This is a genomic window from Ruegeria sp. O11, from assembly GCF_056535285.1.
The window spans coordinates 212,344-236,676 of record NZ_JBQERS010000004.1 but is presented as its reverse complement, the minus strand read 5'-3'; the positions used below and the strand labels follow the sequence as shown (position 1 = coordinate 236,676).

Annotated in this window: 25 protein-coding genes and 1 tRNA gene; 18 read left to right on the top strand and 8 right to left on the bottom strand. The window is 55.4% G+C overall.

Features of this window, described 5'->3' with window-relative positions; genetic code table 11:
* A complete protein-coding gene (locus ACRZ91_RS11230; protein WP_480905281.1) occupies positions 1-219 on the top strand; it encodes a GDCCVxC domain-containing (seleno)protein in 219 nt (72 codons plus the stop codon).
* A 515-nt stretch (positions 220-734) separates the two neighbouring features.
* On the opposite strand, the gene ACRZ91_RS11225 is transcribed toward ACRZ91_RS11230, so the two are convergent.
* Positions 735-824, bottom strand: a tRNA-Ser gene (locus ACRZ91_RS11225).
* Positions 825-1,137: 313 nt separating this feature from the next.
* Between ACRZ91_RS11225 and ACRZ91_RS11220 the strand changes: the two genes are divergently transcribed.
* A complete protein-coding gene (locus tag ACRZ91_RS11220) occupies positions 1,138-1,362 on the top strand; it encodes a hypothetical protein (protein WP_480905435.1) in 225 nt (74 codons plus the stop codon).
* A 3-nt stretch (positions 1,363-1,365) separates the two neighbouring features.
* Positions 1,366-1,611, top strand: a complete 246-nt coding sequence (locus ACRZ91_RS11215) for an NAD(P)-dependent oxidoreductase (RefSeq protein ID WP_480905432.1) — start codon at positions 1,366-1,368, stop codon at positions 1,609-1,611.
* Between the two features lie 58 nt (positions 1,612-1,669).
* Here ACRZ91_RS11215 and ACRZ91_RS11210 read toward each other — a convergent pair whose 3' ends face one another.
* Entirely contained in the window at positions 1,670-2,713 is a 1,044-nt protein-coding gene (locus ACRZ91_RS11210; protein ID WP_480905278.1) for an AbrB family transcriptional regulator, read from the bottom strand.
* 99 nt (positions 2,714-2,812) lie between these two features.
* Here ACRZ91_RS11210 and ACRZ91_RS11205 point away from each other — a divergent pair, with 99 nt between their 5' ends.
* From ACRZ91_RS11205 to ACRZ91_RS11190, 4 genes are all read left to right on the top strand, one after another.
* Entirely contained in the window at positions 2,813-3,493 is a 681-nt protein-coding gene (locus ACRZ91_RS11205) for a GntR family transcriptional regulator (protein WP_319546073.1), read from the top strand.
* Between the two features lie 728 nt (positions 3,494-4,221).
* On the top strand, positions 4,222-4,404 hold the full coding sequence (locus tag ACRZ91_RS11200) for a hypothetical protein (RefSeq protein ID WP_480905275.1): 183 nt from the start codon (positions 4,222-4,224) through the stop codon (positions 4,402-4,404).
* Between the two features lie 301 nt (positions 4,405-4,705).
* The gene (locus tag ACRZ91_RS11195; RefSeq protein WP_170474632.1) at positions 4,706-5,680 is read left to right on the top strand and encodes a FecR domain-containing protein; all 975 of its coding nucleotides are present in this window, start codon (positions 4,706-4,708) and stop codon (positions 5,678-5,680) included.
* A 48-nt stretch (positions 5,681-5,728) separates the two neighbouring features.
* Positions 5,729-7,963, top strand: coding sequence for a CHASE2 domain-containing protein (locus tag ACRZ91_RS11190; RefSeq protein WP_480905272.1), 2,235 nt, complete (start codon positions 5,729-5,731; stop codon positions 7,961-7,963).
* 236 nt (positions 7,964-8,199) lie between these two features.
* Here ACRZ91_RS11190 and hemC read toward each other — a convergent pair whose 3' ends face one another.
* A complete protein-coding gene (gene hemC, locus ACRZ91_RS11185; protein WP_170772100.1) occupies positions 8,200-9,156 on the bottom strand; it encodes a hydroxymethylbilane synthase in 957 nt (318 codons plus the stop codon).
* Between the two features lie 107 nt (positions 9,157-9,263).
* On the opposite strand from hemC, the gene hemE reads away from it, so the two are divergent.
* The gene (gene hemE, locus ACRZ91_RS11180; protein WP_480905269.1) at positions 9,264-10,298 is read left to right on the top strand and encodes a uroporphyrinogen decarboxylase; all 1,035 of its coding nucleotides are present in this window, start codon (positions 9,264-9,266) and stop codon (positions 10,296-10,298) included.
* 58 nt (positions 10,299-10,356) lie between these two features.
* Here hemE and ACRZ91_RS11175 read toward each other — a convergent pair whose 3' ends face one another.
* Entirely contained in the window at positions 10,357-11,451 is a 1,095-nt protein-coding gene (locus tag ACRZ91_RS11175; RefSeq protein WP_480905267.1) for a CaiB/BaiF CoA transferase family protein, read from the bottom strand.
* A gap of 144 nt (positions 11,452-11,595) precedes the next feature.
* Here ACRZ91_RS11175 and ACRZ91_RS11170 point away from each other — a divergent pair, with 144 nt between their 5' ends.
* The 7 genes from ACRZ91_RS11170 to uvrC all read left to right on the top strand — a co-directional run bounded on the left by ACRZ91_RS11170 (position 11,596) and on the right by uvrC (position 18,891).
* On the top strand, positions 11,596-12,111 hold the full coding sequence (locus ACRZ91_RS11170) for an SRPBCC family protein (RefSeq protein WP_480905264.1): 516 nt from the start codon (positions 11,596-11,598) through the stop codon (positions 12,109-12,111).
* A gap of 93 nt (positions 12,112-12,204) precedes the next feature.
* On the top strand, positions 12,205-13,134 hold the full coding sequence (locus tag ACRZ91_RS11165; RefSeq protein ID WP_170474003.1) for an ABC transporter ATP-binding protein: 930 nt from the start codon (positions 12,205-12,207) through the stop codon (positions 13,132-13,134).
* Positions 13,131-13,892 carry an ABC transporter permease gene (locus ACRZ91_RS11160; protein WP_170544834.1) on the top strand — a complete coding sequence of 254 codons (762 nt, stop codon included), beginning with the start codon at positions 13,131-13,133 and terminating at the stop codon, positions 13,890-13,892. The genes ACRZ91_RS11165 and ACRZ91_RS11160 overlap by 4 nt, the downstream gene beginning before the upstream one ends.
* Positions 13,893-13,996: 104 nt before the next feature.
* On the top strand, positions 13,997-14,794 hold the full coding sequence (locus tag ACRZ91_RS11155; RefSeq protein ID WP_480905261.1) for a S49 family peptidase: 798 nt from the start codon (positions 13,997-13,999) through the stop codon (positions 14,792-14,794).
* A 168-nt stretch (positions 14,795-14,962) separates the two neighbouring features.
* Complete coding sequence (locus ACRZ91_RS11150; protein WP_010443576.1) at positions 14,963-15,925, top strand: calcium/sodium antiporter; 963 nt, start codon at positions 14,963-14,965, stop codon at positions 15,923-15,925.
* A 21-nt stretch (positions 15,926-15,946) separates the two neighbouring features.
* Positions 15,947-16,726, top strand: a complete 780-nt coding sequence (locus ACRZ91_RS11145) for an SDR family oxidoreductase (RefSeq protein ID WP_010443577.1) — start codon at positions 15,947-15,949, stop codon at positions 16,724-16,726.
* Between the two features lie 290 nt (positions 16,727-17,016).
* On the top strand, positions 17,017-18,891 hold the full coding sequence (gene uvrC / locus ACRZ91_RS11140) for an excinuclease ABC subunit UvrC (protein ID WP_480905429.1): 1,875 nt from the start codon (positions 17,017-17,019) through the stop codon (positions 18,889-18,891).
* Here uvrC and ACRZ91_RS11135 read toward each other — a convergent pair.
* Positions 18,888-19,772 carry a DMT family transporter gene (locus ACRZ91_RS11135; RefSeq protein WP_480905257.1) on the bottom strand — a complete coding sequence of 295 codons (885 nt, stop codon included), beginning with the start codon at positions 19,770-19,772 and terminating at the stop codon, positions 18,888-18,890. The two genes, uvrC and ACRZ91_RS11135, sit on opposite strands and share 4 nt — an antisense overlap.
* Positions 19,773-19,962: 190 nt before the next feature.
* Here ACRZ91_RS11135 and pgsA point away from each other — a divergent pair, with 190 nt between their 5' ends.
* Genes pgsA through ACRZ91_RS11120 form a run of 3 tightly spaced genes read left to right on the top strand, consistent with a single transcriptional unit; the run spans position 19,963 to position 21,325 of the window.
* Positions 19,963-20,631 (top strand): CDP-diacylglycerol--glycerol-3-phosphate 3-phosphatidyltransferase, encoded by a 669-nt coding sequence (gene pgsA / locus ACRZ91_RS11130; protein WP_170544821.1) that lies wholly within the window; start codon positions 19,963-19,965, stop codon positions 20,629-20,631.
* 3 nt (positions 20,632-20,634) lie between these two features.
* The gene (moaD, locus tag ACRZ91_RS11125) at positions 20,635-20,880 is read left to right on the top strand and encodes a molybdopterin converting factor subunit 1 (protein ID WP_010443581.1); all 246 of its coding nucleotides are present in this window, start codon (positions 20,635-20,637) and stop codon (positions 20,878-20,880) included.
* A 1-nt stretch (position 20,881) separates the two neighbouring features.
* The gene (locus ACRZ91_RS11120) at positions 20,882-21,325 is read left to right on the top strand and encodes a molybdopterin synthase catalytic subunit (RefSeq protein WP_170544819.1); all 444 of its coding nucleotides are present in this window, start codon (positions 20,882-20,884) and stop codon (positions 21,323-21,325) included.
* 49 nt (positions 21,326-21,374) lie between these two features.
* Here ACRZ91_RS11120 and ACRZ91_RS11115 read toward each other — a convergent pair whose 3' ends face one another.
* From ACRZ91_RS11115 to ACRZ91_RS11105, 3 genes are all read right to left on the bottom strand, one after another.
* Entirely contained in the window at positions 21,375-21,905 is a 531-nt protein-coding gene (locus tag ACRZ91_RS11115; RefSeq protein WP_170544816.1) for a hypothetical protein, read from the bottom strand.
* A gap of 163 nt (positions 21,906-22,068) precedes the next feature.
* Positions 22,069-22,389 (bottom strand): hypothetical protein, encoded by a 321-nt coding sequence (locus tag ACRZ91_RS11110; RefSeq protein ID WP_170544813.1) that lies wholly within the window; start codon positions 22,387-22,389, stop codon positions 22,069-22,071.
* Between the two features lies 1 nt (position 22,390).
* The gene (locus ACRZ91_RS11105; RefSeq protein WP_480905426.1) at positions 22,391-24,289 is read right to left on the bottom strand and encodes an OmpA family protein; all 1,899 of its coding nucleotides are present in this window, start codon (positions 24,287-24,289) and stop codon (positions 22,391-22,393) included.
* Between the last annotated feature and the right edge of the window lie 44 nt (positions 24,290-24,333).

Here is a 24,333-nt window from a genome sequence, read left to right as displayed (position 1 = left end):
ATGACAGAACAAACTGTAGTGCTTGAAAGCACCCTGACTTGCCCGAAATGCGGTCACAGCGAAACTGAAGTCATGCCGACGGATGCTTGCCAGTGGTTCTATGAGTGCAAGTCATGTAATGCAGTCTTGAAGCCGTTGCAGGGTGACTGTTGTGTCTACTGCTCCTATGCTACGGCACCCTGCCCACCAATTCAGCTAGGCGACAGTTGTTGCGGGTGAATGAAAGGGCGGCTTTATCAGCTATCTAGACTTTGAGTTTCTACATAAAGAGAGACTGCCCTATTTTGACTTGCGCGCAGCTTGCAGCTCTGCTGAGATCTAGAGCTGAAAAAACTGAGACCCGTGCGGTGGTCAGTTTAGAACTCGTGCCTGCGCCAAGAGCGAAGTAGGCGAATTTTCTGCGTTGCCACCGTTTTTCAGTTGCTTGCCTTGAAGCTCCGGACTGAGTTTTTGGGAAAGTGAGTTGTGACTGCTTGCTTCCGGTTCCGCAGGTTCTAAGCTTCGGTCGAACTAGTGCAAAATTCGCTTCTGCTGCAAGTGCAAAATAGAGTCTGAAAACTCCTTTACAAAAAATCGCGCCAACCCGATTCTGTGCCAAATTTGTGCTAGTTTTTTAGTGCTTCTTAAAAAATAGCGTTTTGAATCAATGTGAATTTCGTACAATCAAATATCAAAACCTGACTACCATTCTGCAGTGCGGCGTAAAAAAATTATCAATTATTATCAGAAGGTTATGGCGGAGACGAAGGGATTCGAACCCTCGAAACCATTCCTGGTTTACTCCCTTAGCAGGGGAGCGCCTTCGACCACTCGGCCACGTCTCCGCCGACGGGTATATCCTTGCAAGCGCCGGGAATACAAGGCGAAATTTCCTTTTTGTGTGTTACTCCGACAAAATTGGTGAACCCGTTGAAATCACGGTAAAACACACCGACTTACGTGGATTATGGGCAAGAATTGGATTTGTTTTCTGAACCAATTCCCAGCGACACACCACTCATCCACCAGGTTCGAAACTCCACAACACATCGAATCCCCGTTCGGCATCGCCGTGTCTGACGTCAGCGCCCATGGGACAGATTAGGTTGATTTGATAAGAGAGGGTTTTTGGCTCATCGTAGCCGCCAAGGAGTGGAGATGAGAAAGAAACCCGGAACCAAGCAGAGCCAGGGTGAGAAGGTCGTAAAAGACATCCGCCGCGCGATGCGCAATCAGTATTCTGCGGAAGAGAAGATCAGGATCGTTCTGGACGGCCGGGCGCGCGCCCGGGCGGATGGCGTGCAGGTTGCGCCCAGCCGCAATGCGTTTTTTGCCGACAGCGATATCTTCTCGGTCCATGTGCGCCTGAAACCGGACACGTAAGGGATCATTACCGCAGCGGATTTAGCACAGATGCAACCGGGCGCGCTGTTCGATAATACGTCACGGTCCGGGTTGATCACTCCAGGTGCCTTGCTTGGAGCGCTCAACGCCGGTCGCCCGGGCAGAGCCGCAATTGATGTGTTCGATACCGAACCACCAACCGACCCGAACGATCCGTTTCTGGCACATCCCAAGCTGATCGCGACGCCGCATATCGGTTTTGTGACCGAAGATGAGTTTGACCTGTAGTTTGCTGACATCTTCGATCAGGTAAACGCTTATACTGAAGGCGCGCCGATCCATATGATCAACGCCGAGGTTTAGACCAGCGCAGAATGAGATTTGCGGCGATGGGCGCACCGATGATCACCAACACGATCCTTGTCAGATGGTGAGTGATCACAAAGCCCAGATCCGCGCCTGAGACGATGGCCAGAACCGTCATTTCGGCCTGCCCGCCGGGTGCGAAGGCCAGAAACGCTTCGACCGGTTTGCCAAACCCCAACGTGGTTACAACAGCTGTGAAGGCCGCTGCCAGCACGGCCAGCACAACCACGTAAGCGCAGCCCGCGGCCACGACCTTGCGCAACTCCACCCAGGTAACACCGACAAACTTCACGCCAATTCCGCACCCAATGAAGAATTGTGCGGCCAGGATGGCCTCGCGCGGTGGTCGTGTATGGATGAAGTCCCAGAGCGACAAAGCAGCCGTCAGGATCATCGGCCCCAGGATCGATGCGCCGAATAGGCCAATACGCTCGCCACCCTTCCAGCCGATAAAGGCAGCCAGCACCATTAGGGCCAGCTCGTGCAGCGGCAGGTCGCGTGCGGGTTCTCCGATCGGGTTTGTCAGCTCGGCGCCGTAAAACATGGTCAGAAACAGCGGGGCCAGCGTCACGATGATCAGCACGCGCGTGCCATGGATCAGCGACAAAGTGCGCGGGTTGGCTCCAGCTTCGGTCCCAAAAATGATCATGTCCTGCAAGCCGCCGGGCATGGCGGCATAGAATGCGGTTGTCGTATCGAAACCCCAGACCCGGCGGAAGAATGGTACGCCGATCAGCGCGATCAACAGGATGAAAAATGGGACCAGTGCAATCGACGCGGCCATTTTAGGCAATTCTGCAAATAGGGCAGGTGTAATTGATGCGCCCACCGCCACACCCAGAATGGTGCGCGCTGCCACTGACACCTGTCCGAACCCCTCCATCGGCGCATGCGCGAGGGCCGCAATCAGACAGGCGCTCATCGGGCCAAACAGAAAGGGCAGCGGCAGATTCAACGTCCAGAAAGCTCCGGTGCCAAGAAGTGCAAGGCCGAGTGTTACGGCCCGCTTTGTCAGAAGAGGCATTGTGTTGATCAGCGTGGGCAAGGAACGTTTTCCAGCGTCATTGACTCGTTGTGTATTCAACTGTATACAATAGGATGCAATAAAACAAGTGAGCCTAATGTGACCATACAGGACGACCCCTTACAGCCCGGCCCGCAAGGCTATTCCGCGTACCAACGTCTTTTGGACGATATTCGCGAAGGCAATCTTCTGCCCGGTGAACGCCTGCGAGAAATAGAGTTGTCTGAACGATTGGGAGTTAGCCGCACCCCGGTGCGCGAGGCGATCCGTCAATTGGAGGCTGATGGATTGGTGACCCATGTTCCACGGCAGGGCGCAACAGTGCGCAGTCTGGATTATGCAGAGGTGATGGAGCTCTATGAAATGCGCGCGGTGCTTGAGGGGACAGCTGCCCGTTTGGCCGCCCGCGCTGCGTCAGGTGTCGAACTGGATGAGCTTGAGGTTCTGAATGATCGACTGGCGGAGGCAGGCACGGGCCCGGACGCTGTGCGGATCAATCGGATTTTTCATGCGACACTGCTGGATGCAGCCAAGAACCGGTTTCTGGCAAAGTCGATGTTATCCTTGCAAAAGGCTCTGCTGGTCCTTGGGCCATCTCAACTGTTGGAGGGTGACAGGGCCGAGGCTGCGGTGGCCGAGCATCGGCGCATTATGGCGGCTTTGAACGCTCGCGACGGTGCGGCAGCTGAGACGGAGATGCGTGCACATATTCAGGCCGCACAACGGATGCGCATCCGTGCATTGCAGGAACGCGACCGCAGGAGAGACGAAACCCAGTAGGTAATCTCGATATGGCCGCTCAAAACGAAGCTTGCGGTATCGCTTTGGTCGAGAGCGGGAACGCAGCTATCTGCGATGCGATGACAGTCGCAGAGGCAAGGGCGGGAATTTGATCCTCGAGACAGCACCGAAATGATATCGTGGTGGCAATACACGCTACACATTCTAATTTCTCGGCGCGCACTCCGGACCGCTGGGGCCTCTGACCGAGGAATACCACGAGCACGAATTTCTGTTTGATCTGTTGAAGGTCACTGACGGGAAAACTAACGAGCATCTGGCCCGCTCGGCGATCCGCGCGTCCGAGGGATGCCTGTCGTGGGTGGAGGAGCGGGTTGTCCGGTTCCAACGTTCGCTCTCTGGAACATTATCATTGTCCCGGAGCAACACGTTCTTCTTGGGGGGCGGTAAGTCTCTGGAGAATGCAGATTACCGGACCGCGGTTGGTCTGGCGGTAGATATTCGGTGTAAAGCCACTGTCACGCATTTGGAGCTGACTGACGATAAAATCCAATGGGTGGATTACACCTAAGTAGGGGAATCCCACCGGATTTCGCCAAAGGCTGTGATCGCTGTTTTGGGCGGTTTTCAGGCGGATACCAACTGGTTGATCCGCGTATGGGGCGAGCCTGCAAAGAACTTCCTGATCAACTGAACGCCTTATAACTGCGGCGTGGTATTGTCGACCTTACGAGTCAGGGCGTGGAAAGTGTAGGAGACCCAGCCCAATGACACGCTTTTGCCATCGACCGTCGCACGCCAAAATTCGCCGGGGGCATCGTCACCGCCTGGACTGCGTCCCGATTTCCATCGTCGCAAACAAGCACGCCCAGCGGTTCTATGACGAGGACGAGGATGTCTGGCCCAAGCATTGTGCGATCTGGGGATGTCTCGCCGATGCGCAGACGTGACCCCGCACATTTTGCGCCTGAAAAGTTGTTCTGAGAACTGTTGATCAAATCCAATGATGTGGCTGTACCGAGCCTTGGATAAGAGATTTCAAAACGCGGGAAACGCAGGCAAATACCCCGATGCTTGCCAAATGCACCGGTTTGAGCGCATATTTGTCTAAATTTAATGGGTTGAATAACTAATCAGATTTAGCTTTCTGAGGCGACAGATATCGGGCGAGGGGTGATTTAACATCCCAGTGGGTACCTTTTGGGGGAAGGGGACTTGGGTTTGGCCTGGTTAAGATTGTTTTTTGTTTTCATGGTTCTGGCTGCATTACCGGCATCGGTCACGGCCTCTATCGGAAAAGTATTGAGTGCCAAGCAGGGCGCCGATGTAGTTCGCGCTGGCAAAAAGATACGTCTGCGTGAAGGGATGGAGGTTGTTTCCGGAGATACCATTTCTACTGACCGATCCGGCGTCGTACAGTTGTTGTTCGTAGATGATACCAAGATCGCAATCGGCCCGAATGCACAAATGGTGCTGGATGTCTCAATGTTGCGCGGAAAAAAGAAAGCAAAATCTTTCGCGGTTCAGGCCTTGGGTGGAAGTTTTCGATTCATTTCGGGTAAAAGTAAGAAAAGAGCCTATTCCATACAAACCCCCACAGCGACCATGGCCGTTCGTGGCACAACCTTCGACATGTGGGTTGTCCCGGGTAAGCAAAGTGCCATGCTGGTATTGGAAGGTAAGGTCCGAATGTGCAGTCGATCGGGTAGGTGCCGCTCGACCGGGCGCCAGTGCAGCCTGTTCGCGACTTCACTGGGTGGGAATGTTGGTCGCCCCGTCGACCAGGAACAATATGAGTTGGCCCTTAAGAATGGCTTTCCATTCGTTCAGTCGCAAAGGGATCTGCTGAGTCCGCTTCAGGTCGATTTTGGCGGATGCGCTAGGGAATCTGTTCCTCTTGCGGTTCGGCAATCAGACATTCCGGTTCAACGAAGCGCGGCACCTCAAAGGGTCATTCAGACCCAAGTGGCGAGGGTGTCCAGAGCTGAAACTTCTGAACCGGAACCTGAGCCTGAACCTCCGACACCGGAACCCCCAGCGCCAGAGCCTGAACCAGACGTCAGCTCAAATCGTTCTGGCCAAGGAGACGGTTCAAATCCTGCTGGTCGAACCGGACCTTCAGGCGGAACAGGGAACCCTGGCAAAGGTAAAGGTCCCGGGCATGGCAAGGGGAATAGCGGTAGCCCGGGTGATAGAGGCAACGCGTCCGCAGCCGCAAACAGGTAGGTGAAGACATCGCAAGCCTACTTTTCCCCCAGCGCCAAGGAGGCGAATGTGGCGGGTAAGATCAAAGCCAGAATTAGTCGACGACTGGGTTTTCGCCTGGCTGGTTTGGCGCTGATCTTGTTGGGTTGCTTCATAAGAATTCTAGACCCCTACCCCGTACGTATGTCTCGCCTGATCTACTTCGACGTGCTTCAGCGCATCTCGCCAAGGGAATACAACCCCGAATTACCGGTTAAGGTTCTGGATATAGACGAGCAGTCATTGGCTAGCTGGGGTCAATGGCCCTGGCCGCGCACACTATTGGCGCAGATGGTTCAAAATCTAGGTGAAAACGGCGCGGCGGCCATAGCATTTGATATGCTGTTTGCCGAGCCTGACAGATATTCCCCCGCGCGATTGCTCAAAGACCCGTCGCTTGCAGGGGTTCTGACCGTTGAGAGTAATGCGCAAAAAACCGACTACGATGTTGTGTTTGGGCTAGAGGTTGCTCGTTGGCCAGTCGTACTGGGCACCGCCGCCCGAACCTCCCAGGAAGGAAGTCAGATCAGCTCCAAGGCCGGCATCGTCGAGATCGGAGAAAACCCGACCGCGGGGTTGGTCTCGGTGCCTTACTGGACACCAATTGCACCACCTCTTGACCGCAGCGCCGCGGGAATTGGCGGCGTTAATGTCTCACCGATTGGGGGAATGGGCGTCGTACGACGAGTTCCAGCCTTGTGGGGTGGACCAGACGGGGCGCTGCCGGGGTTGGGCATCGAAGCTTTGAGAGTTGCTTTGGATGCCCCTTACATTCTGGTCGAGGGCTCTTCTGAGGAAGAAGGGATCGTACTTGCGGTCGAAATCGGGGATTTTCGACTGCCAACAACTGAAGATGGCGAGGTTTGGGTCAGGTATCGAAAAGATCAGCCAGATTTATATCTGTCGGCAGATGCAATCATGCAAAACCCTGATGATCCGGCGCTTCGATCAGAAATCGAGGGCCATATCATACTGGTGGGCACGTCTGCGGCCGGTTTGTTCGATATGCACCAGACAGCGTTGGGTGAGTCCGTACCAGGCGTTTCGATCCACGCGCAGATTATCGAGCAGATATTAGTTGGTGATTTGCTCAGCAGATCTGATGTGACCGCCGCGCTGGAACTGGTGGCATTTGTGATTCTTGGCATTGTTGTCACCGTGGTGATGTCCAACTTTGGAGCGGTTGCATCATTTGTCACAGGCGGCGTAGCGGCAATGGTGGTGATCCTTATCAGCTGGCTTTCATTTCAGAATCAATCGGTTTTGTTTGATGCGACCTTCCCTTTGGCCGGAGGAATGGCAAATTTCGGGTTGTTGGCAGGCTACCTGTTTATCTCAACCGAACGGGAAAAGCGGGTGATCCGTCAAACCTTTTCGCATTACGTAGCGCCCGAGATTCTTGATGAGATGGAGGCCAATGGGCATCAACTGCAATTGGGTGGAGAATCTCAGGAGATCACAGTGATGTTCTCGGATATTCGAGGATTTACCCCCTTGTCCGAGTCGGTATCCGCCACAGATTTGGTGGCTTTGCTAAACGCGCTTTTTTCTGAAATCGGGGACCAGATTCTTGTCGAACGCGGAACCATCGATAAGTTTATCGGCGATGCGGTCATGGCCTTCTGGAATGCGCCACTGCCGGTCGATGATCATCCGTGTCGCGCTGCATTGGCCGCATTGAAAATGAGGGTGGCGTTAGAGAATTTTAACTCTTCCTCCATTATGCGCGATCGTCCTCCGATTGCCCTCGCCACCGGGTGCGCGACCGGAGCCGCCTGTGTCGGCAATATCGGTTCGCAGCGTCGTTTCAACTATACGGTTATCGGGGATGTGGTGAATGTGGCGGCGCGGATCGAGCAGAATTGCCGACATGTGGATTACGACATACTTGTCTCACACTCGATACAGCAGGCCACAAAATCTGATCTGGCACTGCTCGAGGCGGGATTTGTTGATCTGAAGGGCAAGAGTGAACCAGAACCAGTTTACCTTCTTGTCGGTGACAGGAATCTAGCGGGCAGCGCTGAGTTTAAAGCGTTGGAGGCTGCGCATTTTAGGCTATTAGAAGCCGTTCGATCGCGGGCGTCACAGTTTGACGTTGAGAACCTAAGCAAAGAATGCGCAGCGCTCGCTGCGACAGTCGAGCCGGGTCTGGCATCATTCTATGGCACATTACCCGGGCGAGTTGCGGATTTTCGGTCGGAGATGGTGCATGCGCAACCGGTATTCAGTCATCATAATGGCCTGCGCGAAAGCGCCAAATAGAATCATCACCCGATTACTTTGGAGAAAGAACGAGGCGCAGCTGATTTTCAACTGCGCCCCGCCAGAAAGATCAATCTCGCCCCCTCGAATACTATCTAAAACAAAAACGGGCTAAAACTTTCGATATATTCGAGACCGACCTTCCATCCTCATTGGAATAAACTCATATTTAGACAATCCAACAGAAGATACAGTGAAGAAGTTCACATTACCTTGAGGTTGTATAAATTTTTTTCTTATCGCCAATCGAAGAAACCTGGACCAGCTTGTTTCAGAAGAGATGTCGCCATTGACTGGCCCAGTTCGATCCCGTCATCGACCGATGCGGTTACCTCATCGTTGATGGCCTCGGACCCGTCCGGGCGCAGAACTTCGCCGCGCAGATGTAACTGGCCATCTCGGATTTCAGCCAATCCAGCTATCGGAGTTTCACATGAACCGTCCAGCCCGGCCAGCAAGCTGCGCTCGGCGGCGAGCCTCTGGCTGGTTTCAACGTGATGAATTGCGGCCAGCATTTCTGCAGCGCGCGTGTCATCGCTGCGTCTTTCAATGCCGATCGTGCCCTGAGCAATAGCGGGTAGCATGTCGACCGTGGAAATGGCGGTCGCTGGGACGTCTTTCATATCCAATCGGCGCAAACCGGCCATGGCCAGAAACGTACAATCGGCCACGCCATCGGCCAGTTTCTTCAACCGGGTTTGAACATTGCCGCGAAACTCAACCACGTTCAGATCGGGCCGACGGTTCAGCAATTGCGCCCGGCGGCGCAGCGAAGACGTCCCGACAACAGCGCCTTCGGGCAGATCGTGAATCGAGCTCAATGACGGCGAGATAAACGCATCGCGCACATCCTCGCGTGGCAGGAATGTATCCAGCACCAGCCCGTCAGGCTGTTCCACCGGCATGTCCTTGGTCGAATGCACGGCGATGTCGATCTCGCCTTTTAGCATCGCCTCTTCGATTTCCTTGGTGAACAGACCCTTGTTGCCAATCTCTTTCAGCGGTCGGTCTGCGTCGATCATGGCACGGTTGTCACCGGTCGTCTTGATCACCACGATCTCGAACGCGTCCTCAGGCAGGTCGAAAGCGGCACCAAGCCTCTGACGGGTTTCATAGGCCTGCGCCAGCGCCAGCGGGGATCCACGGGTACCGATTTTCAGAGGCGATGCGGGGGTAGGCAATATCAGACTCATGTGCACAGCTTTAGTCGCGTCACATTGCCCTGACAATGGGGGCAGAGCTTGACAAATTGCCACTGAGGGCCGACCCGTTGCACCAAACCGGAATACTGGGGGCACGAATGGCCGAGACAAAGAAAATACTGCGGGCGCTGGCGGGTGAGGTTCAGGACGTTCCACCGATCTGGATGATGCGGCAGGCCGGGCGGTATCTGCCCGAATATCGTGCCACGCGTGCGCAGGCCGGTGATTTCCTGTCCTTGTGCTATAATCCCGAGCTGGCCGCCGAGGTTACCCTTCAACCCATCCGCCGTTACGGATTTGATGCTGCGATCCTGTTTGCTGACATCCTGCTGGTGCCACAGGCGCTGGGCGCGGATTTGTGGTTTGTCACTGGTGAAGGGCCGCGTCTGTCTACGATCACGCAGCAATCAGATTTCGATGCGCTGAAGTCTGTTGATGCGATCCATGAAACTCTGTCTCCGGTTTATGAGACCGTGCGTATTCTTTCGCGTGAGCTTCCTTCTGAAACTACATTGATCGGATTTGCAGGCGCGCCCTGGACAGTGGCGACCTATATGATCGCCGGACGGGGCACCCCGGATCAGGGGCCAGCCCATGCGCTGCGCGAAGAAAATACTGCGCTGTTCGAGGCGCTTTTGGACAGGATCACTGCTGCGACGATTGAATACCTGTCAGCTCAGATCGAGGCCGGGGCCGAGGTTGTCAAAATCTTTGATAGTTGGGCAGGATCATTGAAGGGCGAAGCGTTTCAGAAATACGCTGTTGAACCCTGCCGCGTGATTACCGCAGCCATAAAGGCCCGTCACCCGGGCATACCCGTCATCGGGTTCCCGCGCGAAGCGGATCAGGGCTACATCGGGTTCGCCAAAGCCACCGGAGTGGATTGCGTCGCACTGGACAATTCTGTGTCGCCCGAATGGGCTGCAGCGAATGTACAAGTCGATGGGTGTGTGCAGGGCAATCTGGCCTCCTTGCATATGGTCACGGGTGGTCAGGCGCTGGTTGATGAGACACGTCGAATTGTTAAGGCCTTCTCGAAGGGGCCGCATATTTTTAATCTGGGACATGGGATCACACCGGATGCGGACCCGGAGAATGTTCAACTGATGATCGATACGGTACGCGGGCGGTAAGCCGGGCTAAGGGGCCAGCCCCCTCTTGGCCTTCGGCCGATTCACCCCCGAGATATTTTTAGCCAGATGAAGCGGGCGGGAGATCGTTCAGAATTTCATCTGTGTGCTCTCCGCGTTTTGGGCTGGATCGAGGGTGCCAATCGTAGGTTGAGAATCTTGGTGCGGCTGCGGCTTGACGTGTTTCGTCGTGGTCGATCCATGTTTGGCGAGCCGTGTTCATGGGGTGATCTAGCGCTTCTTGCGGGCTTAGGACCGGGGCAACGCAGGCGTCTGTATCTTGGAACAGCGCCGCCCATTCATCGCGAGGTTTCTCGGCAAATATTTTGCTCAGGCGTACCGTCAGGCCCGGCCACGCAGCTTGGTCATATTGCCGAGTGAATTCAGCATCATCGCCAAGCCCGAGGATATCCAGAAAGCAGCCGTAAAACTTTGGCTCCAGACATTGAACTGAGATGAAGCCACCGTCTGCGCACGTGTAAGTGCGGCTCCAATGCGGGCCGTCCAGCAGGCTTTCACCCCGAGTGTCGGACAGGTTGCCGGTCTGGCGCAGGCTCATCAGCAGATTCATCATATGGGCTGAACCATCGTAGATGGCGGCGTCCACCACCGTGCCTTTTCCTGTGCTTTGGGCATTCAGAAGCCCGGCTAGCAGACCTGCGACCAGATACAGTGCGCCACCGCCGATATCTCCGACGAGCGTTGCAGGCGTTAACGGTGGTTGGCCGGGTGGGGATGCGTAAGACAACGCCCCCGAAAGCGCGATATAGTTAAGATCATGGCCTGCAGTGTTGGACAAAGGGCTTTGCTGGCCCCAACCAGTCATTCGGCCATAGACCAGTTTCGGGTTGATCTGATGACAATCCTCAGGGCCCAGCCCAAGCTTTTCCATCACGCCAGGGCGAAAGCCTTCGATCAGCGCATCAGCGGTTGCGATCAGACGTTTCGCTATCTCTAATTCCTGTGGGTCCTTGAGATCCAGCGCAATGGATCGCTTGCCTCGGTCCAGAAGGGAACGCTCAGGCATTCCCGGTGTGACCGCAGATCCTTTGCGGTGAATAGTGATGACGTCCGCACCCATATCCGCCAGCAGCATGGCAGCGAAAGGGCCCGGGCCAAGCCCTTCGACTTCGATGATACGAATTCCGTTCAGCATGGTCCCTCCTGCGACGCAGGGTTTCTGCGTGGCGCAGCGAATGCAAGCGAAGAGTTTGTTTTGCCCCTGCAATTGGGTTGCCTGCATCGACAATTCAGGGCTAGGTCTATGTCGGTCTGCCGTAGGTATGAAAGAGGTTCTCAGATGCAGCTAAGCGATACACGCGAAATTCAGGCGTCACCCGCCGAAGTTTATTCTGCCCTGCTGGATCCTGAAGTGCTGAAAGCTTGCATCAGTGGTGCACAAGAAATCACTGGCGATCCGACTGAAGGATACCATGCGACCGTGGTGCAAAAGGTCGGCCCCGTGAAGGCGACCTTCAAAGGCACCGTTACCATGTCTGACATGGTTGAACCGGAACGTCTGACCATCGTGGGTGAGGGCAAGGGTGGGGCCGCAGGCTTTGCTAAGGGCAGTGCGAATGTAAGTTTCGAGCCAAGTGAGTCTGGTGGCACCCTTTTGACCTACGAAGTCGAGGCCAAAGTGGGGGGCAAGCTAGCGCAGTTGGGAAGCCGCCTGATTGATGGATTTGCCAAGAAGATGGCGGATCAGTTTTTTGCCAATTTGCAAGAGCACTTTGAAGGGCCACCACCGGAAGACGATGACGCCGAGGAAGAAAACAAAAAGGGTTGGCTAGGCCGTTTGACAGGGCGAGATTAAGCCCCCTGCATACATGCGCATGAGCCTGTGCGGAATTGGGCTGTTCCATGATGGTCCTCCGCGATAGGTTGCGGGGCCAGAACGAGGGAACGCATGACCACCATTTTGTCCATCCGCGATTTGCGGAAATCCTATGCCGATGGTTTTGAGGCGCTGAAAGGCGTGTCTCTGGACATTGAAGAAGGTGAGATTCTTGCGCTGTTGGGTCCGAATGGTGCTGGTAAAACAACGCTGATTTCCACCGTTTGCGGCATTACTACTCCGACATCAGGATCGGTTACCGTGGGGGGGCATGACATCCAGACCGAGTTTCGCGCGGCGCGAAAGATGATAGGACTGGTGCCGCAGGAGATCGCGCTGGAGCCGTTCGAGAAGGTTTGGAATACTGTTCGCTTCTCACGAGGGCTGTTCGGCCATGGGTCTGACAATGCCCGGATCGAAGAGATTTTGCGCAAGCTGTCCCTTTGGGACAAGCGCCGCAATTCAATCAAGGAGTTATCTGGCGGCATGAAGCGCCGCGTATTGATTGCCAAGGCTCTGGCGCATGAGCCGCGGGTGCTGTTTCTGGATGAACCCACCGCTGGCGTCGATGTCGAACTGCGTAAGGACATGTGGGAGATCGTGGCCGAGTTGAAACTGGCCGGTGTCACCATCATCCTGACCACCCACTATATCGAAGAAGCAGAGGCAATCGCCGACCGTGTCGGCGTCATCGATAAGGGTGAGCTTTTGCTGGTCCAGGATAAGGACACATTGATGGCGCAGATGGGTAAAAAACAGATCGAGGTAATGCTGACCGAGCCTGTATCGACCATTCCCGAAAGCTTGTCCGAGCATAACCTGACTTTGAATGGGGCCGGAGACTCGCTGATCTACACTTACGACACCCATGCCGATCGTACCGGGATCACCACTCTTCTCAATGATGTGGCGCAGGCTGGTCTGGTATTGCGCGACGTTCAGACCCGTCAGTCGAGCCTTGAAGAGATATTCGTTAACCTCGTATCCGGAGAGCCCGCATGAACTGGTCTGCAATTGCCGCAATCTACCGGTTCGAAATGGCCCGGTTCTTCCGTACGCTCGCACAGAGCTTTTTGTCGCCAGTGCTGTCGACCTCGCTTTACTTCGTGGTGTTTGGCACCGCGATCGGCAGTCGCATTCAAGAGATTGAGGGCGTTTCGTACGGCGCTTTCATTGTGCCGGGTCTCATCATGTTGTCTGTGGTGATGCTGTCGATCTCGAACGCATCTTTCGGAATCTATTTTCCGAAGTTTCTGGGCACGATTTATGAGCTGTTGTCGGCACCGATCAATTTCATTGAGATAGTGATCGGATATGTGGGTGCGGCGGCAACAAAGGCGCTTTTCGTCGGCCTTGTCATTCTGGCCACCGCAACGTTCTTCGTCGATATACGCATAGAACACCCCATTGCCATGGCGGCATTCCTAGTCCTGTCCTGTCTCAGCTTTTCGTTGCTGGGCTTTATCGTGGGTATCTGGGCCGGGAATTTTGAGCAGATGTCGTTGGTCCCTCAACTTGTCGTAACGCCCCTGATCTTTCTGGGCGGAACGTTCTACTCGATCTCGATGCTGCCGCCCCTCTGGCAAACGATCACGCTGTTCAACCCAGTGGTGTATCTGATTTCAGGCTTTCGCTGGTCATTCTACGGAATCGCCGATGTACCCATTTTTTGGAGCCTTCTGGCTATCCTTGCGTTCACCGGAATCTGCCTTGCAATCATTGGCTGGATCTTCAAAACCGGCTGGCGCATCCGTAGCTAGGGCGTTGCATTTTTGCCCATCAAGTGTGTGAAATTGGTTCACGTCGCGTTTATGGCGCTTCGGGTCTCTTGTTTACAGCCTCGGCGCCCTCTACATCGGCTTCCATGAAACTCAGCCTGCCCTTCTTGAAAAAGCAGCCCATGGTGGCCGTTGTTCGCCTGTCCGGTGCCATCGGAATGGCTGGGCGCGGGTCGATGAATGCCACCGCCTTGGCGCCGGTACTGGAAAAAGCTTTTCGCAAAGGCAAGCCTGCCGCCGTGGCGCTTGAGGTCAATTCTCCGGGTGGATCGCCTGTTCAAAGCTCATTGATTGGTGCTCGTATCCGGCGGCTGGCGGAAGAGCTTGATATTCCGGTCTATGCCTTCGTCGAAGATGTGGCCGCCTCAGGCGGATACTGGCTGGCGGCGTCGGCAGATGAGATTTGGGCCGATGACAGTTCGGTTCTGGGATCGATAGGCGTGATCTCTTCTGGCTTCGGCGCGCATGTTTTTCTGGCACGCCAGGGCTTTGAAAGACGTGTGCACACAGCGGGTCAGTCGAAATCGATGCTCGATCCGTTTGCCCCCGAAAAGAAAGACGACGTTGCACGGCTCAAAGTGCTGCTGGGCGATATCCACGAGAATTTCATTGATCACGTAAAGTCTCGCCGAGACGGCAAGCTGGATACCAGTGCTGATCTGTTCAATGGCGAGGTTTGGCTGGCGCGGCGTGCGCAAGAGTTGGGATTGATCGACGGGATTGCACATCTGAAGCCCAAAATGCAGGAGAAGTTTGGCGAAAAGGTCAAATTCCGCCGTTACGGCCTGCGCAAACCGATCTGGTCCCGTTTTGGGGCGACGATTGCGCAGGATGCCTTTGCCGGGCTTGAGGAGCGTGCTGCATACGCGCGTTTCGGGTTGTGACGTGATCATCAAAATAGTCACACTGTTTCTGGTTGCCATGGGTGTTCTGGCGATGTTCGGAAAGCTCCGCTTTCCGGGTCAGAAACGGTTGAGTTCTGCAAAATGTCCACGTTGTGGGCGGTTTCGGATCGGTAAAGGCCCCTGTCCTTGTGAAACAGGAGGCCGTGGATGAGCGCGTGGCTGTTCTCTGGCCTTGGATTGCTAATCCTGCTGTTGGCAGGTGATGCGCTGGTCCGCGGGGCCGTGAACCTCAGCCTGCGATTGGGTGTGCCTGCGCTGATAGTCAGCCTTACGATTGTTGCCTTTGGCACCTCGGCACCTGAATTGTTGATCGCGATCAGTGCGATCAAAGAAAATGCTCCGGGGATAGCGCTGGGCAATGTGGTGGGGTCGAACACGGCGAATATTCTGTTGGTCCTAGGGCTTCCGGCGCTTTTGGCGACGTTGCACACAAGCGAATGTGACAGCAGAAAAAACTATATCTTCATGCTGCTCGCTTCGGTTCTGTTTATCGGGTTGGCATTTTGCGGGGTCTTTAATCTGCTCAGTGGGGCGATCTTGCTGGCAGCTTTGGCTCTGGTTCTCGCCAATGCCTTTCGCGAGGCGCATGCCCACCGCAAAGCCTGTGGTGAAGCCTGTGCTGATGACGACGAGCTGGACGGTCTGGAGGAAGCAGACCCCGACATGCCTTATTGGAAGGTAGCGGTTTATTTGATCTTGGGCCTGATCGGTCTGCCAATGGGTGCCCATTTGTTGGTCGACAATGCAACCATCATCGCCCAGAGCTATGGCGTGAGCGAAACTGTGATCGGCCTGACCTTGATCGCGGTTGGCACATCCTTGCCGGAACTGGCGACTACGGTTATGGCGGCATTGCGTCGGCAGGCAGATGTGGCACTGGGTAATGTCATCGGATCGAACATGTTCAATCTGCTGGCCATTGTCGGTATCGCAACTCTGTTTGGGCGTATCCCGGTTGATCCTGAGTTTCTACGCTTTGATCTCTGGGTGATGCTGGGTGCATCGCTTTTGCTGGTCCCGTTTGTTTTCTTCAAAAAGGACATCACGCGGGTCTGGGGTTTGGTCCTGACGCTACTTTATGTGATCTATGTGGTTAGCCTTCTGGCCTGATCAGACCTGGGGAGAGAGCCCATGACCCAAGCATTGGTGACCGGAGCGGGAAAACGTCTTGGCCGCGCGATGGCACTATACCTGGCGCGGCGCGGGATGGATGTGGCTGTGCATTACGCAAGCTCGGAACGGGAAGCGCTTGAAACAGTGAATGAAGTGCAAGCGCTGGGGCGAAAGTCAGTCGCTCTGCAGGCAGATCTGCTTGACGAAGCTCAGGTCAGCTCGTTGCTGCCCCGCTCGGCCGAGGCGCTTGGCGGGCCGATAACTTGCCTCGTCAACAATGCCTCGATCTTTGAATATGACAATATTAATACCGCTACGCGCAACAGCTGGGATCGCCACCTCGACAGCAACCTGCGCGGGCCATTTGTTCTGACGCAGGCCATGGCCGCACAGGGATTGCAGCCGACTTTGGATGAACAGGGTGAGCCCCAGGCAGTGGGTCTGATTGTGAACATGGTGGACATGCGCGTTCGTAAACTGACGCCCGAGTTCATGTCGTATACGATCGCCAAGATGGGTCTATGGACCCTGACCCAAACCGCAGCTCAGGCATTGACACCAGCGATCCGCGTAAACGCAATCGGCCCGGGACCGACGATGCAGGGTCATCGACAAAGCGAAAAGCACTTTAACGCTCAACGCCGGAACACGATTCTTAAGCGCGGCGCGAATCCGTCAGATATCACTGCCGCGCTTGGCTATTTTCTGGATGCGCATTCGGTCACCGGTCAGCTTTTGTGCGTGGATGGCGGGCAGCATCTGGGCTGGCAGACACCGGATGTACTGGGCGTAGAATAGGTAAAACTGCGGTAAGTTTTGCACCGCTCTCATTTACGTTACATGCACGTTACAAAAATGTCTTAATTTTCATACACTTGTCTCACATCAGAAAAAGTATCGTTTGAAAACAAATAGTTAAAATACTGCCTATTTTTTGTGCAGATCAACGAATAGGCAATGATTCAAGGGAAAATCACGATGCCCCAAAAGTTATCTGCATACTTATCCACAGAAGTCGTGGATTTGTTTTCTCTTGATCTAAGGGGCTCAAGATTGCAGCCATGGTCAGAGAATCATATCTCAGAGCCATGACAGCCAGCACCGACCCCGATTCATCAACACAAGCCACCGGCTATGCCTGCATACAGCGCTATGTGAAAACGCTGGACAGCTCGCCGGGTGTTTACCGGATGCTGGATGCGGACAGTCGTGTTCTGTACGTGGGCAAAGCGCGCAACCTGAAGGCACGGGTGTCGAACTATACGCGACCCGGGCATTCGGGCCGGATCGAGAAGATGATTGCAGCGACCGCTTCGATGATGTTCCTGACTACGCGGACAGAGACCGAGGCACTGCTGCTGGAACAAAACCTGATCAAGCAGCTCAAGCCAAAATACAATGTGCTGCTGCGGGACGACAAAAGCTTTCCCAATATTTTGGTCGCCAAGGATCATGCCTTTCCGCAGATCAAGAAACATCGCGGGGCCAAGAAAGAAAAAGGCGCCTATTTCGGGCCATTCGCCAGTGCTGGAGCCGTAAACCGGACGCTGAACCAGTTGCAGAAAGCATTCCTGCTGCGGAATTGCTCTGACTCAATGTTTGATAGCCGCACGCGGCCTTGCTTGCTCTACCAGATCAAGCGTTGTTCTGGGCCATGTGTTGGGCTGATTTCCGATGCGGACTATCGTGAAAGCGTAAAGGACGCCGAACGGTTTCTATCTGGCAGATCCACCAAGGTGCAGGAAGATTTGGCCGATCAGATGATGGCCGCGTCCGAGGCGATGGAATTCGAGCGCGCCGCTGGTCTGCGCGACCGAATCCGGGCATTGACGCAGGTGCAGACCAGCCAGGGCATCAACCCGCGCGGTGTGGCTGAGGCGGATGTGATCGGCCTGTATATGGACGGCGGGCAGGCCTGCGTACAGGTGTTCTTTATCCGCGCCAATCAAAACTGGGGGAATAAGGACTTCTATCCGCGCGTTGGTGCGGACGTGTCTCCGGCAGAGGTGATGGAGGCGTTCCTGGGGCAATTCTACGACAATAAGGAACCGCCGCGTCAGTTGATCCTGTCTGATGCAATCGAAAACGCCGATCTGATGCAACAGGCGCTAACCGAAAAAGCCGGCCGTAAGGTTGAAATCAATGTGCCCCAGCGTGGCGAGAAACAGGAATTGGTGGCTGGTGCCTTACGCAATGCGCGTGAATCACTGGCCCGACGGATGTCAGAAAGTGCCACGCAGGCCAAATTGCTGCGGGGTGTGGCCGAGGCATTTGATCTGGACGCACCGCCGAACCGGATCGAGGTTTACGATAACTCTCACATACAAGGAACTAACGCAGTAGGGGGCATGATCGTCGCAGGTCCTGAAGGGTTCATGAAGAACGCTTACCGCAAGTTCAACATTCGTGGCGACGATCTGACCCCGGGTGATGATTTCGGCATGATGAAAGAGGTCCTGACCCGCCGTTTCACTCGCCTGCAAAAAGAAGACCCGGATCGAGATAAGGGACTATGGCCTGACCTGCTGTTGATAGATGGCGGAGCCGGACAGGTGAGTGCTGTGCACGAGATCATGCAGGTACATGGGGTCGAAGATATTCCAATGATCGGTGTCGCCAAAGGCGTGGATCGCGACCATGGCAAAGAAGAGTTTCATCGCATCGGCCAACGCCCCTTTGCCTTGAAACGCAATGACCCCGTATTGTACTTCGTCCAGCGCCTGAGGGACGAGGCCCACCGCTTTGCCATCGGGACGCACCGTGCGAAACGGGCCAAAGCGGTTGGTGCTACGCCCTTGGATGAAATTCCCGGTGTCGGAGCCGCACGCAAACGTGCTCTGTTGGCTCATTTTGGCAGCGCCAAAGCTGTAAGCCGAGCCAATTTGGCAGACCTAAAAGCTGTCGAAGGTATCTCAGCCGGGCTGGCGCAGAAGGTCTATGATTTCTTCCACGACAAGGGTTAGGCTTTTCGCCCGCGCCAGAGAATATAAAGACCGGAGGCCACGATCAGAGCGCTGCCAATCCACATTGTTTGATCCAATTGCTCTTTGAATAAGAACACACCCAGACCGATCCCGAACAGAAGCCGAGAATACCTAAAGGGTGTTACAGCTGAAACTTCGCCCGTCCGCATCGCTTTCATGAGTGACGCATAGGCCATCGTCCCAATCACCACTGCAGTCGCAATGTAGGCACCTGTGGTGCCCGTCATGGCTACCATCGGCGCACCCTCGTAGAATCTATAGGCGATCCCAGCAACCACGACAGAGAGGAACCCGTAGAACCCCAGCACGTCTGCCCCCAGTGTCGCGGGCGCGGCGCGGCTCGCCAGATCGCGACCCGCAAATCCCAACATCCCGAACACCGCCAGAAGTGACAGCATCGTAAAACTATCGCCTGTTGGTCGGATGATGATGACGACACCGACCAGACCAATTGCAATCGCGCTCCAGCGTCGCCAGCCGACGGTTTCCCCAAAGAACAGCGCCGCACCAGCAACCACGACCAGCGGCGTGGCCTGCAAAATCACTGTCGCAGATGAGAGTGGCGTCAGAGCGATTGCCAGCAAATAGAACATCCGTCCGAGGATCTCGAAAAAGACGCGAATTTTCATGGGCCGAGACAAGACATCGGGATGGAATATCCGCCCGCCGCGTAAGGTTGTGACGCAGGCAAAAATCATTGATCCGCCCATGCCAAACAGAAGCAAAACCTGCCAGATCGGCAAGTCAGCCGATGCGCCTTTTAGCAGCGCGTCTTCGATCGCGAACAAAGCCATGGCGGCGATCATCCAGGCGCTACCGATCAGGTTCGACCGGGGGTCGGTTTGGATATGCGGTGTCATGTGGGGTTCAGGTGCTTTCAGGTCGGGCCATCCGCCAATCTGACTTCAATGTCTTGCGATGCCAAGATGAATCTGAAGACTTCTCTACTGTTGCGACTCTGTGACGTGCCACGTGCCAAACGCTTGTGTACTGTGAGTTTTTCGCGACCTCATCTTTTATGTCCCGGGCCGGCGATGTAGGGTCCAAGCCATGAAATGGAACCTGCCGAATATTCTGACCGTCCTGCGCCTCGTGGCCGCGCCAGGTCTTGCCGTGATGTTTCTGTATTTCACGCGCCCCTATGCGGATTGGTTTGCGCTGATCCTGTTCCTGACTGCGGCCATCACTGATTGGTTCGACGGCTATCTTGCGCGGGCTTGGAAACAGGAAACCAAAATCGGGGCCATGCTGGACCCAATCGCTGATAAGGCTATGGTTGTGATCGCGTTGATGATCCTGGTGGGCTACTCGACCGAGCACTGGACGCCATGGCTGGTGCTGCCCGCAACGGTCATCCTGTTTCGTGAAGTCTTTGTTTCAGGTCTGCGGGAGTATCTGGGTGACGTGGCTGGGACGTTGAAGGTCACGAAACTGGCCAAGTGGAAAACGACGGCACAGATGGTGGCAATCGCGATCCTGTTTTCGCAGGGCATATTCGAACACCACTTCGTGATGGCCACGTTCGGAATGGACGCCACGACCATCGATCAGGTGTTGACCGGGCAGGTGGAGGATCTGGGCCACGTGCGCTGGCATCTTGAAGGCATGTTCTGGTCTGGCCGTATTGGTCTGTGGCTGCTGTGGATCGCTGCGACGCTGACATTGATCACCGGCTATGACTACCTACGTAAAGCCATGCCCCATCTGAAGGAGAGCTAAGCAATGGACGTGCTGTATTTCGCCTGGGTGCGTGAACGCATCGGTCTGCCGAAAGAAAAGGTTGAGACGCAGGCCGCAACGGTGTCTGATCTGGTCGCCGAGCTTAGCGCGCGAGAGGATCGCTATGCGGCGGCCTTTGCCGATCTGTCCGCGCTGCGGGTGGCTCTGGATCAGGAATTGTCAGATTTTGACGCGTCACTGGCGGGAGTGCGCGAGGTCGCGTTTTTCCCACCCATGACCGGTGGTTAAATTGCGCATCTCGGTTCAGGAAGAAGAGTTCGATCTGGGTGCCGAGGCCAGTGCTTTTGCCGCCGGAGATGACGCCAATGGGGCCATCGTGACCTTCACAGGCGTCGTCCGTGATCTTGCTTCGGGCGATCTGGACGTGATGGAGATCGAGCACTACCCCGGAATGACCGAGCGCGCCTTGACCAAGATCGCCGAAGAGGCTCAGAAACGCTGGTCTTTGGGGGATGTGCTGGTGATCCACCGCCATGGGCGGCTTGCGCCGGGCGACCGGATCATGATGGTGGCCACCGCTGCACGGCACCGCAAGGATGCGTTCGAGGCGGCGGAATACCTGATGGACTACCTGAAATCCCGCGCTCCATTCTGGAAAAAGGAAATCACCTCGGGCGGGGCCGAATGGGTCGCGGCCAAGGATGAGGACGAGGACGCGCTGACTCGGTGGTAAAGACTGGGTCCGGCACCCGTTGCCGGATGCCGAGATTGGGTTGATCGACTTAACTGCTTTGTTCCGTGTTGCAGGTCCGAGCAGCTTCGATCGCCTTCAGAGTGCCATCAAGGCTTACGGTGAATCCGGTTTCTTTTTCCGGGAAAACCGTCATCTCATATTTCTTCATGACGTCTTCGACAAATTGCGGATTGTTGGCCAGAATGTAGCCCCCTGTGTATCCTTCAGCGAGGTGCTTTGTCTTCTTGCGCGCTTCGGCCGAGTAAACGTTGCCGTCCAGCGATAGGATGATTTCCTCCTTTTTGCCTTTCAAGCCGATGTCGTTTTGTGTGAAGACGCCGAGATAACCCATCTCCTGATCTTTTGTCAGTCCCATCTGAACGACGTTGCTGTTACCGTCGACACGCTCGATCAGGCAGGACCCACGGGTTTCATCCACATAGATGGTCCAACCGGACTCTTCGCCCCATTTTGTAAAGGTGTCATTCTCTGACGGGATCACATCGCTTGAGGCGACTGCAGCGGTCGTCACAAACATCCCAAGGATTGCGGCGGTCTTAAAAGTTGGATTGAAAAACATAGTACACTCCAGTTTCTTGGATCGTGAACAGTTCAGTGCGCAGGCAAAAACACACCAATTCATATTATTGAATAAGTTGTGGAAATGAAGACAGTGCTCGCCTATCGGCCAAAATACGCCGATCTAAGCGTAGAAACAGGATTAGCTTTCTAGGTTGCCAAGATCAGTCTGCGTTGTTGATCCTACCACGCAGCTCTTCAGCCTCTTGCCTTGCGGCGCGCAATCCGTCCATGGCGGCGGCCAGTTCGGCCTCGGCCTGGGTCAGTTGGTTGGTCAGCTCCGCTTCGCGTTGCTGCAGATAGGTGATTGCTTGATCGCGCGTTTCCTCGGCCTCGTGCAACTCCTGGCTCATGCGATCCAGATCAGCCACGTCGCTTTGACGGACGCGCGACAGTCGATGTGCCAGCCAGTTCGCAAACCAGCCCATGCAGAAGGCAGCAAACAGGATGATAGCGGTGGCGATAACGAATTCGATTCTGTTCACTTTATTGGTCCTCTGAGCCTGCATCCTGGGCTTCGGCGTCCGGTGATTCTGCTTCTACGGCTTCAAGCCCGGTCTCAGTATCTGGCACAGGTTCAGGCCGGATCAGATGAAACTTGATGCGGCGGTTTATTTCACGGCCTTCTTCGGTGTCATTGTCCGCAATTGGCTGCGTCTCGCCATATCCGACCGCTGAAAAGCTTGAGGTCGGGACACGCCGACCACGTAGTTCGTTCAGGATAGATTGCGCACGCGCCTGGCTGAGTTGCTGGTTCATTTCCTCGCGACCCTGACTGTCGGTATGGCCCTGTATTTCCAATCGTATCGGGCCGCATTCGCGCAGGATGTCCGCGATCTGATTCAACGCATCGCGCGAGTCGGAGGCGACTGTCGCCGACCCTGGTTCGAAGGCGATTTTACTATTGCTTTGAACCTCGGCGATCTGTTCTTCGCAAACCTCCGGATCTGGCAGCGCATCTTGAGGCGCTGGTGGTTCAACATAGGTGATCGACAGGTTGAAATCCTGAGCATCGCCCAGCTTGTCCGATAGCAAACCAGCGATCCGCGCCTTTGCATCGGGATCGTGGCTGACCCCTGTCAGCGAAACGTCGTCTGGCGTTACAGTCAATGCTCCGTTGTGTAGATGCGACAAGGCATCGAGCCCGGCCAGAACCCGAACGGGCCAATCGGTTGGCAGATCCTGAACCACACGGGTGGCGGTGTAAACCTGCGTTGATCCAAAGGCGGCGCGGGCGAAACTGTCGGTCATGTCGCGTAGGGTCTCGTCACTGACACGGCCACGCAACTGCACCAGACCTTCAGGGCTGAGGGTGGCGTTGAATTCAATCGGTCCAGCGGGATCGTCGGGCTCGGGTTCGGGCAGTACTGCATGAAGGGCGAATACGTCGGGAAGCGCGTTTTCCAATTCCCCCACAACACGATCAAACAAGATGGGGCTGGTATCTTGGGCCGCTACCAACGTGATGTCGGCATCCGACATGGTGACCGACCCCTGTCCAATCTCGGCCAGTGCCAAGATGCTTAGCTGTGCAGCATTAGACCAGCGAGGCGAAGGAACCCCCAGCCCGATTGTACAGGAATATGGCCCGGTCAAACCAGCCTCGCGCGCGGTGGCGACGATCAGCTCCCGCGCGTCTTCACTCTGAGCAGAGCAGGCATCAAACTGTCCGCCGTTTTCATCTATCAGATAGCGGAGCGTAAACGGCGTGATAACGGGGCGGGGCGCCGAGATGGAAAGGCCGATTCGCAGTCCGGGCGGTGCGGCACGGCTCAGGTTTTGTTCCAGCCTGTCTTTCTCCTGCTGGCTATCGGCGATGGCGGTGATACGTACCAATCCAGGGCTGGCGGAAATCTTGGCACGGGGCAGGCCAGAAAGTGCCTCGATCGCATAATCTATGGCTTGATCCCATCCCTTGGGTTCGGCGTAGTCCGCGCTTTCCATCAGATCAGAAACGGATGAGTTCTGATCAAGTCGCTGCAACCTGTCGATCAGGTCGTCGCGATCCAAGCTCGCGGGCACGAGGCCGATGATTGTTATGCCGCTGTCATTGCGCAATATCTCGGCCGAAAAACGGGGCGGGGTCAGGTCGGCGGTGGGCGCGACCTCCATCTCATCGATTACACGCGAGGTATCAACTTCGGTTCCGGCGGCGGTCAGTGCGTTGAACCGGGTAGCTTCATCCGGGGCAGTACCAGTCAATACAACACGCAACCCATCGGATTGGACCTCGGCCCAGTCATGGCCCTTGAGATTCAAAGCCCGGCGTACTGCAAACTCCGATGCGTCTTCTATCTTTGTCACTGCGTAGCTCGCCGCCACCAGAGACAGCACGGCGGTCACCGCAAAGATCAACGCAACAGCAAGAGCGTAAGGCATGCGCATAGGTGGGATCGAAACTCCTCGGGCGGTTTGTTCCGGACTCATAC

Coding starts and splice junctions, on each gene's coding strand:
- ACRZ91_RS11230 (WP_480905281.1), top strand. CDS start 1: ATGACAGAACAAACTGTAGTGCTTGAAAGCACCCTGACTTGCCCGAAA.
- ACRZ91_RS11220 (WP_480905435.1), top strand. CDS start 1,138: ATGAGAAAGAAACCCGGAACCAAGCAGAGCCAGGGTGAGAAGGTCGTA.
- ACRZ91_RS11210 (WP_480905278.1), bottom strand. CDS start 2,713: ATGCCTCTTCTGACAAAGCGGGCCGTAACACTCGGCCTTGCACTTCTT.
- ACRZ91_RS11200 (WP_480905275.1), top strand. CDS start 4,222: ATGACACGCTTTTGCCATCGACCGTCGCACGCCAAAATTCGCCGGGGG.
- ACRZ91_RS11195 (WP_170474632.1), top strand. CDS start 4,706: ATGGTTCTGGCTGCATTACCGGCATCGGTCACGGCCTCTATCGGAAAA.
- hemC (WP_170772100.1), bottom strand. CDS start 9,156: ATGAGTCTGATATTGCCTACCCCCGCATCGCCTCTGAAAATCGGTACC.
- hemE (WP_480905269.1), top strand. CDS start 9,264: ATGGCCGAGACAAAGAAAATACTGCGGGCGCTGGCGGGTGAGGTTCAG.
- ACRZ91_RS11175 (WP_480905267.1), bottom strand. CDS start 11,451: ATGCTGAACGGAATTCGTATCATCGAAGTCGAAGGGCTTGGCCCGGGC.
- ACRZ91_RS11170 (WP_480905264.1), top strand. CDS start 11,596: ATGCAGCTAAGCGATACACGCGAAATTCAGGCGTCACCCGCCGAAGTT.
- ACRZ91_RS11165 (WP_170474003.1), top strand. CDS start 12,205: ATGACCACCATTTTGTCCATCCGCGATTTGCGGAAATCCTATGCCGAT.
- ACRZ91_RS11160 (WP_170544834.1), top strand. CDS start 13,131: ATGAACTGGTCTGCAATTGCCGCAATCTACCGGTTCGAAATGGCCCGG.
- ACRZ91_RS11155 (WP_480905261.1), top strand. CDS start 13,997: ATGAAACTCAGCCTGCCCTTCTTGAAAAAGCAGCCCATGGTGGCCGTT.
- ACRZ91_RS11150 (WP_010443576.1), top strand. CDS start 14,963: ATGAGCGCGTGGCTGTTCTCTGGCCTTGGATTGCTAATCCTGCTGTTG.
- ACRZ91_RS11145 (WP_010443577.1), top strand. CDS start 15,947: ATGACCCAAGCATTGGTGACCGGAGCGGGAAAACGTCTTGGCCGCGCG.
- uvrC (WP_480905429.1), top strand. CDS start 17,017: ATGACAGCCAGCACCGACCCCGATTCATCAACACAAGCCACCGGCTAT.
- ACRZ91_RS11135 (WP_480905257.1), bottom strand. CDS start 19,772: ATGACACCGCATATCCAAACCGACCCCCGGTCGAACCTGATCGGTAGC.
- pgsA (WP_170544821.1), top strand. CDS start 19,963: ATGAAATGGAACCTGCCGAATATTCTGACCGTCCTGCGCCTCGTGGCC.
- moaD (WP_010443581.1), top strand. CDS start 20,635: ATGGACGTGCTGTATTTCGCCTGGGTGCGTGAACGCATCGGTCTGCCG.
- ACRZ91_RS11115 (WP_170544816.1), bottom strand. CDS start 21,905: ATGTTTTTCAATCCAACTTTTAAGACCGCCGCAATCCTTGGGATGTTT.
- ACRZ91_RS11105 (WP_480905426.1), bottom strand. CDS start 24,289: ATGCGCATGCCTTACGCTCTTGCTGTTGCGTTGATCTTTGCGGTGACC.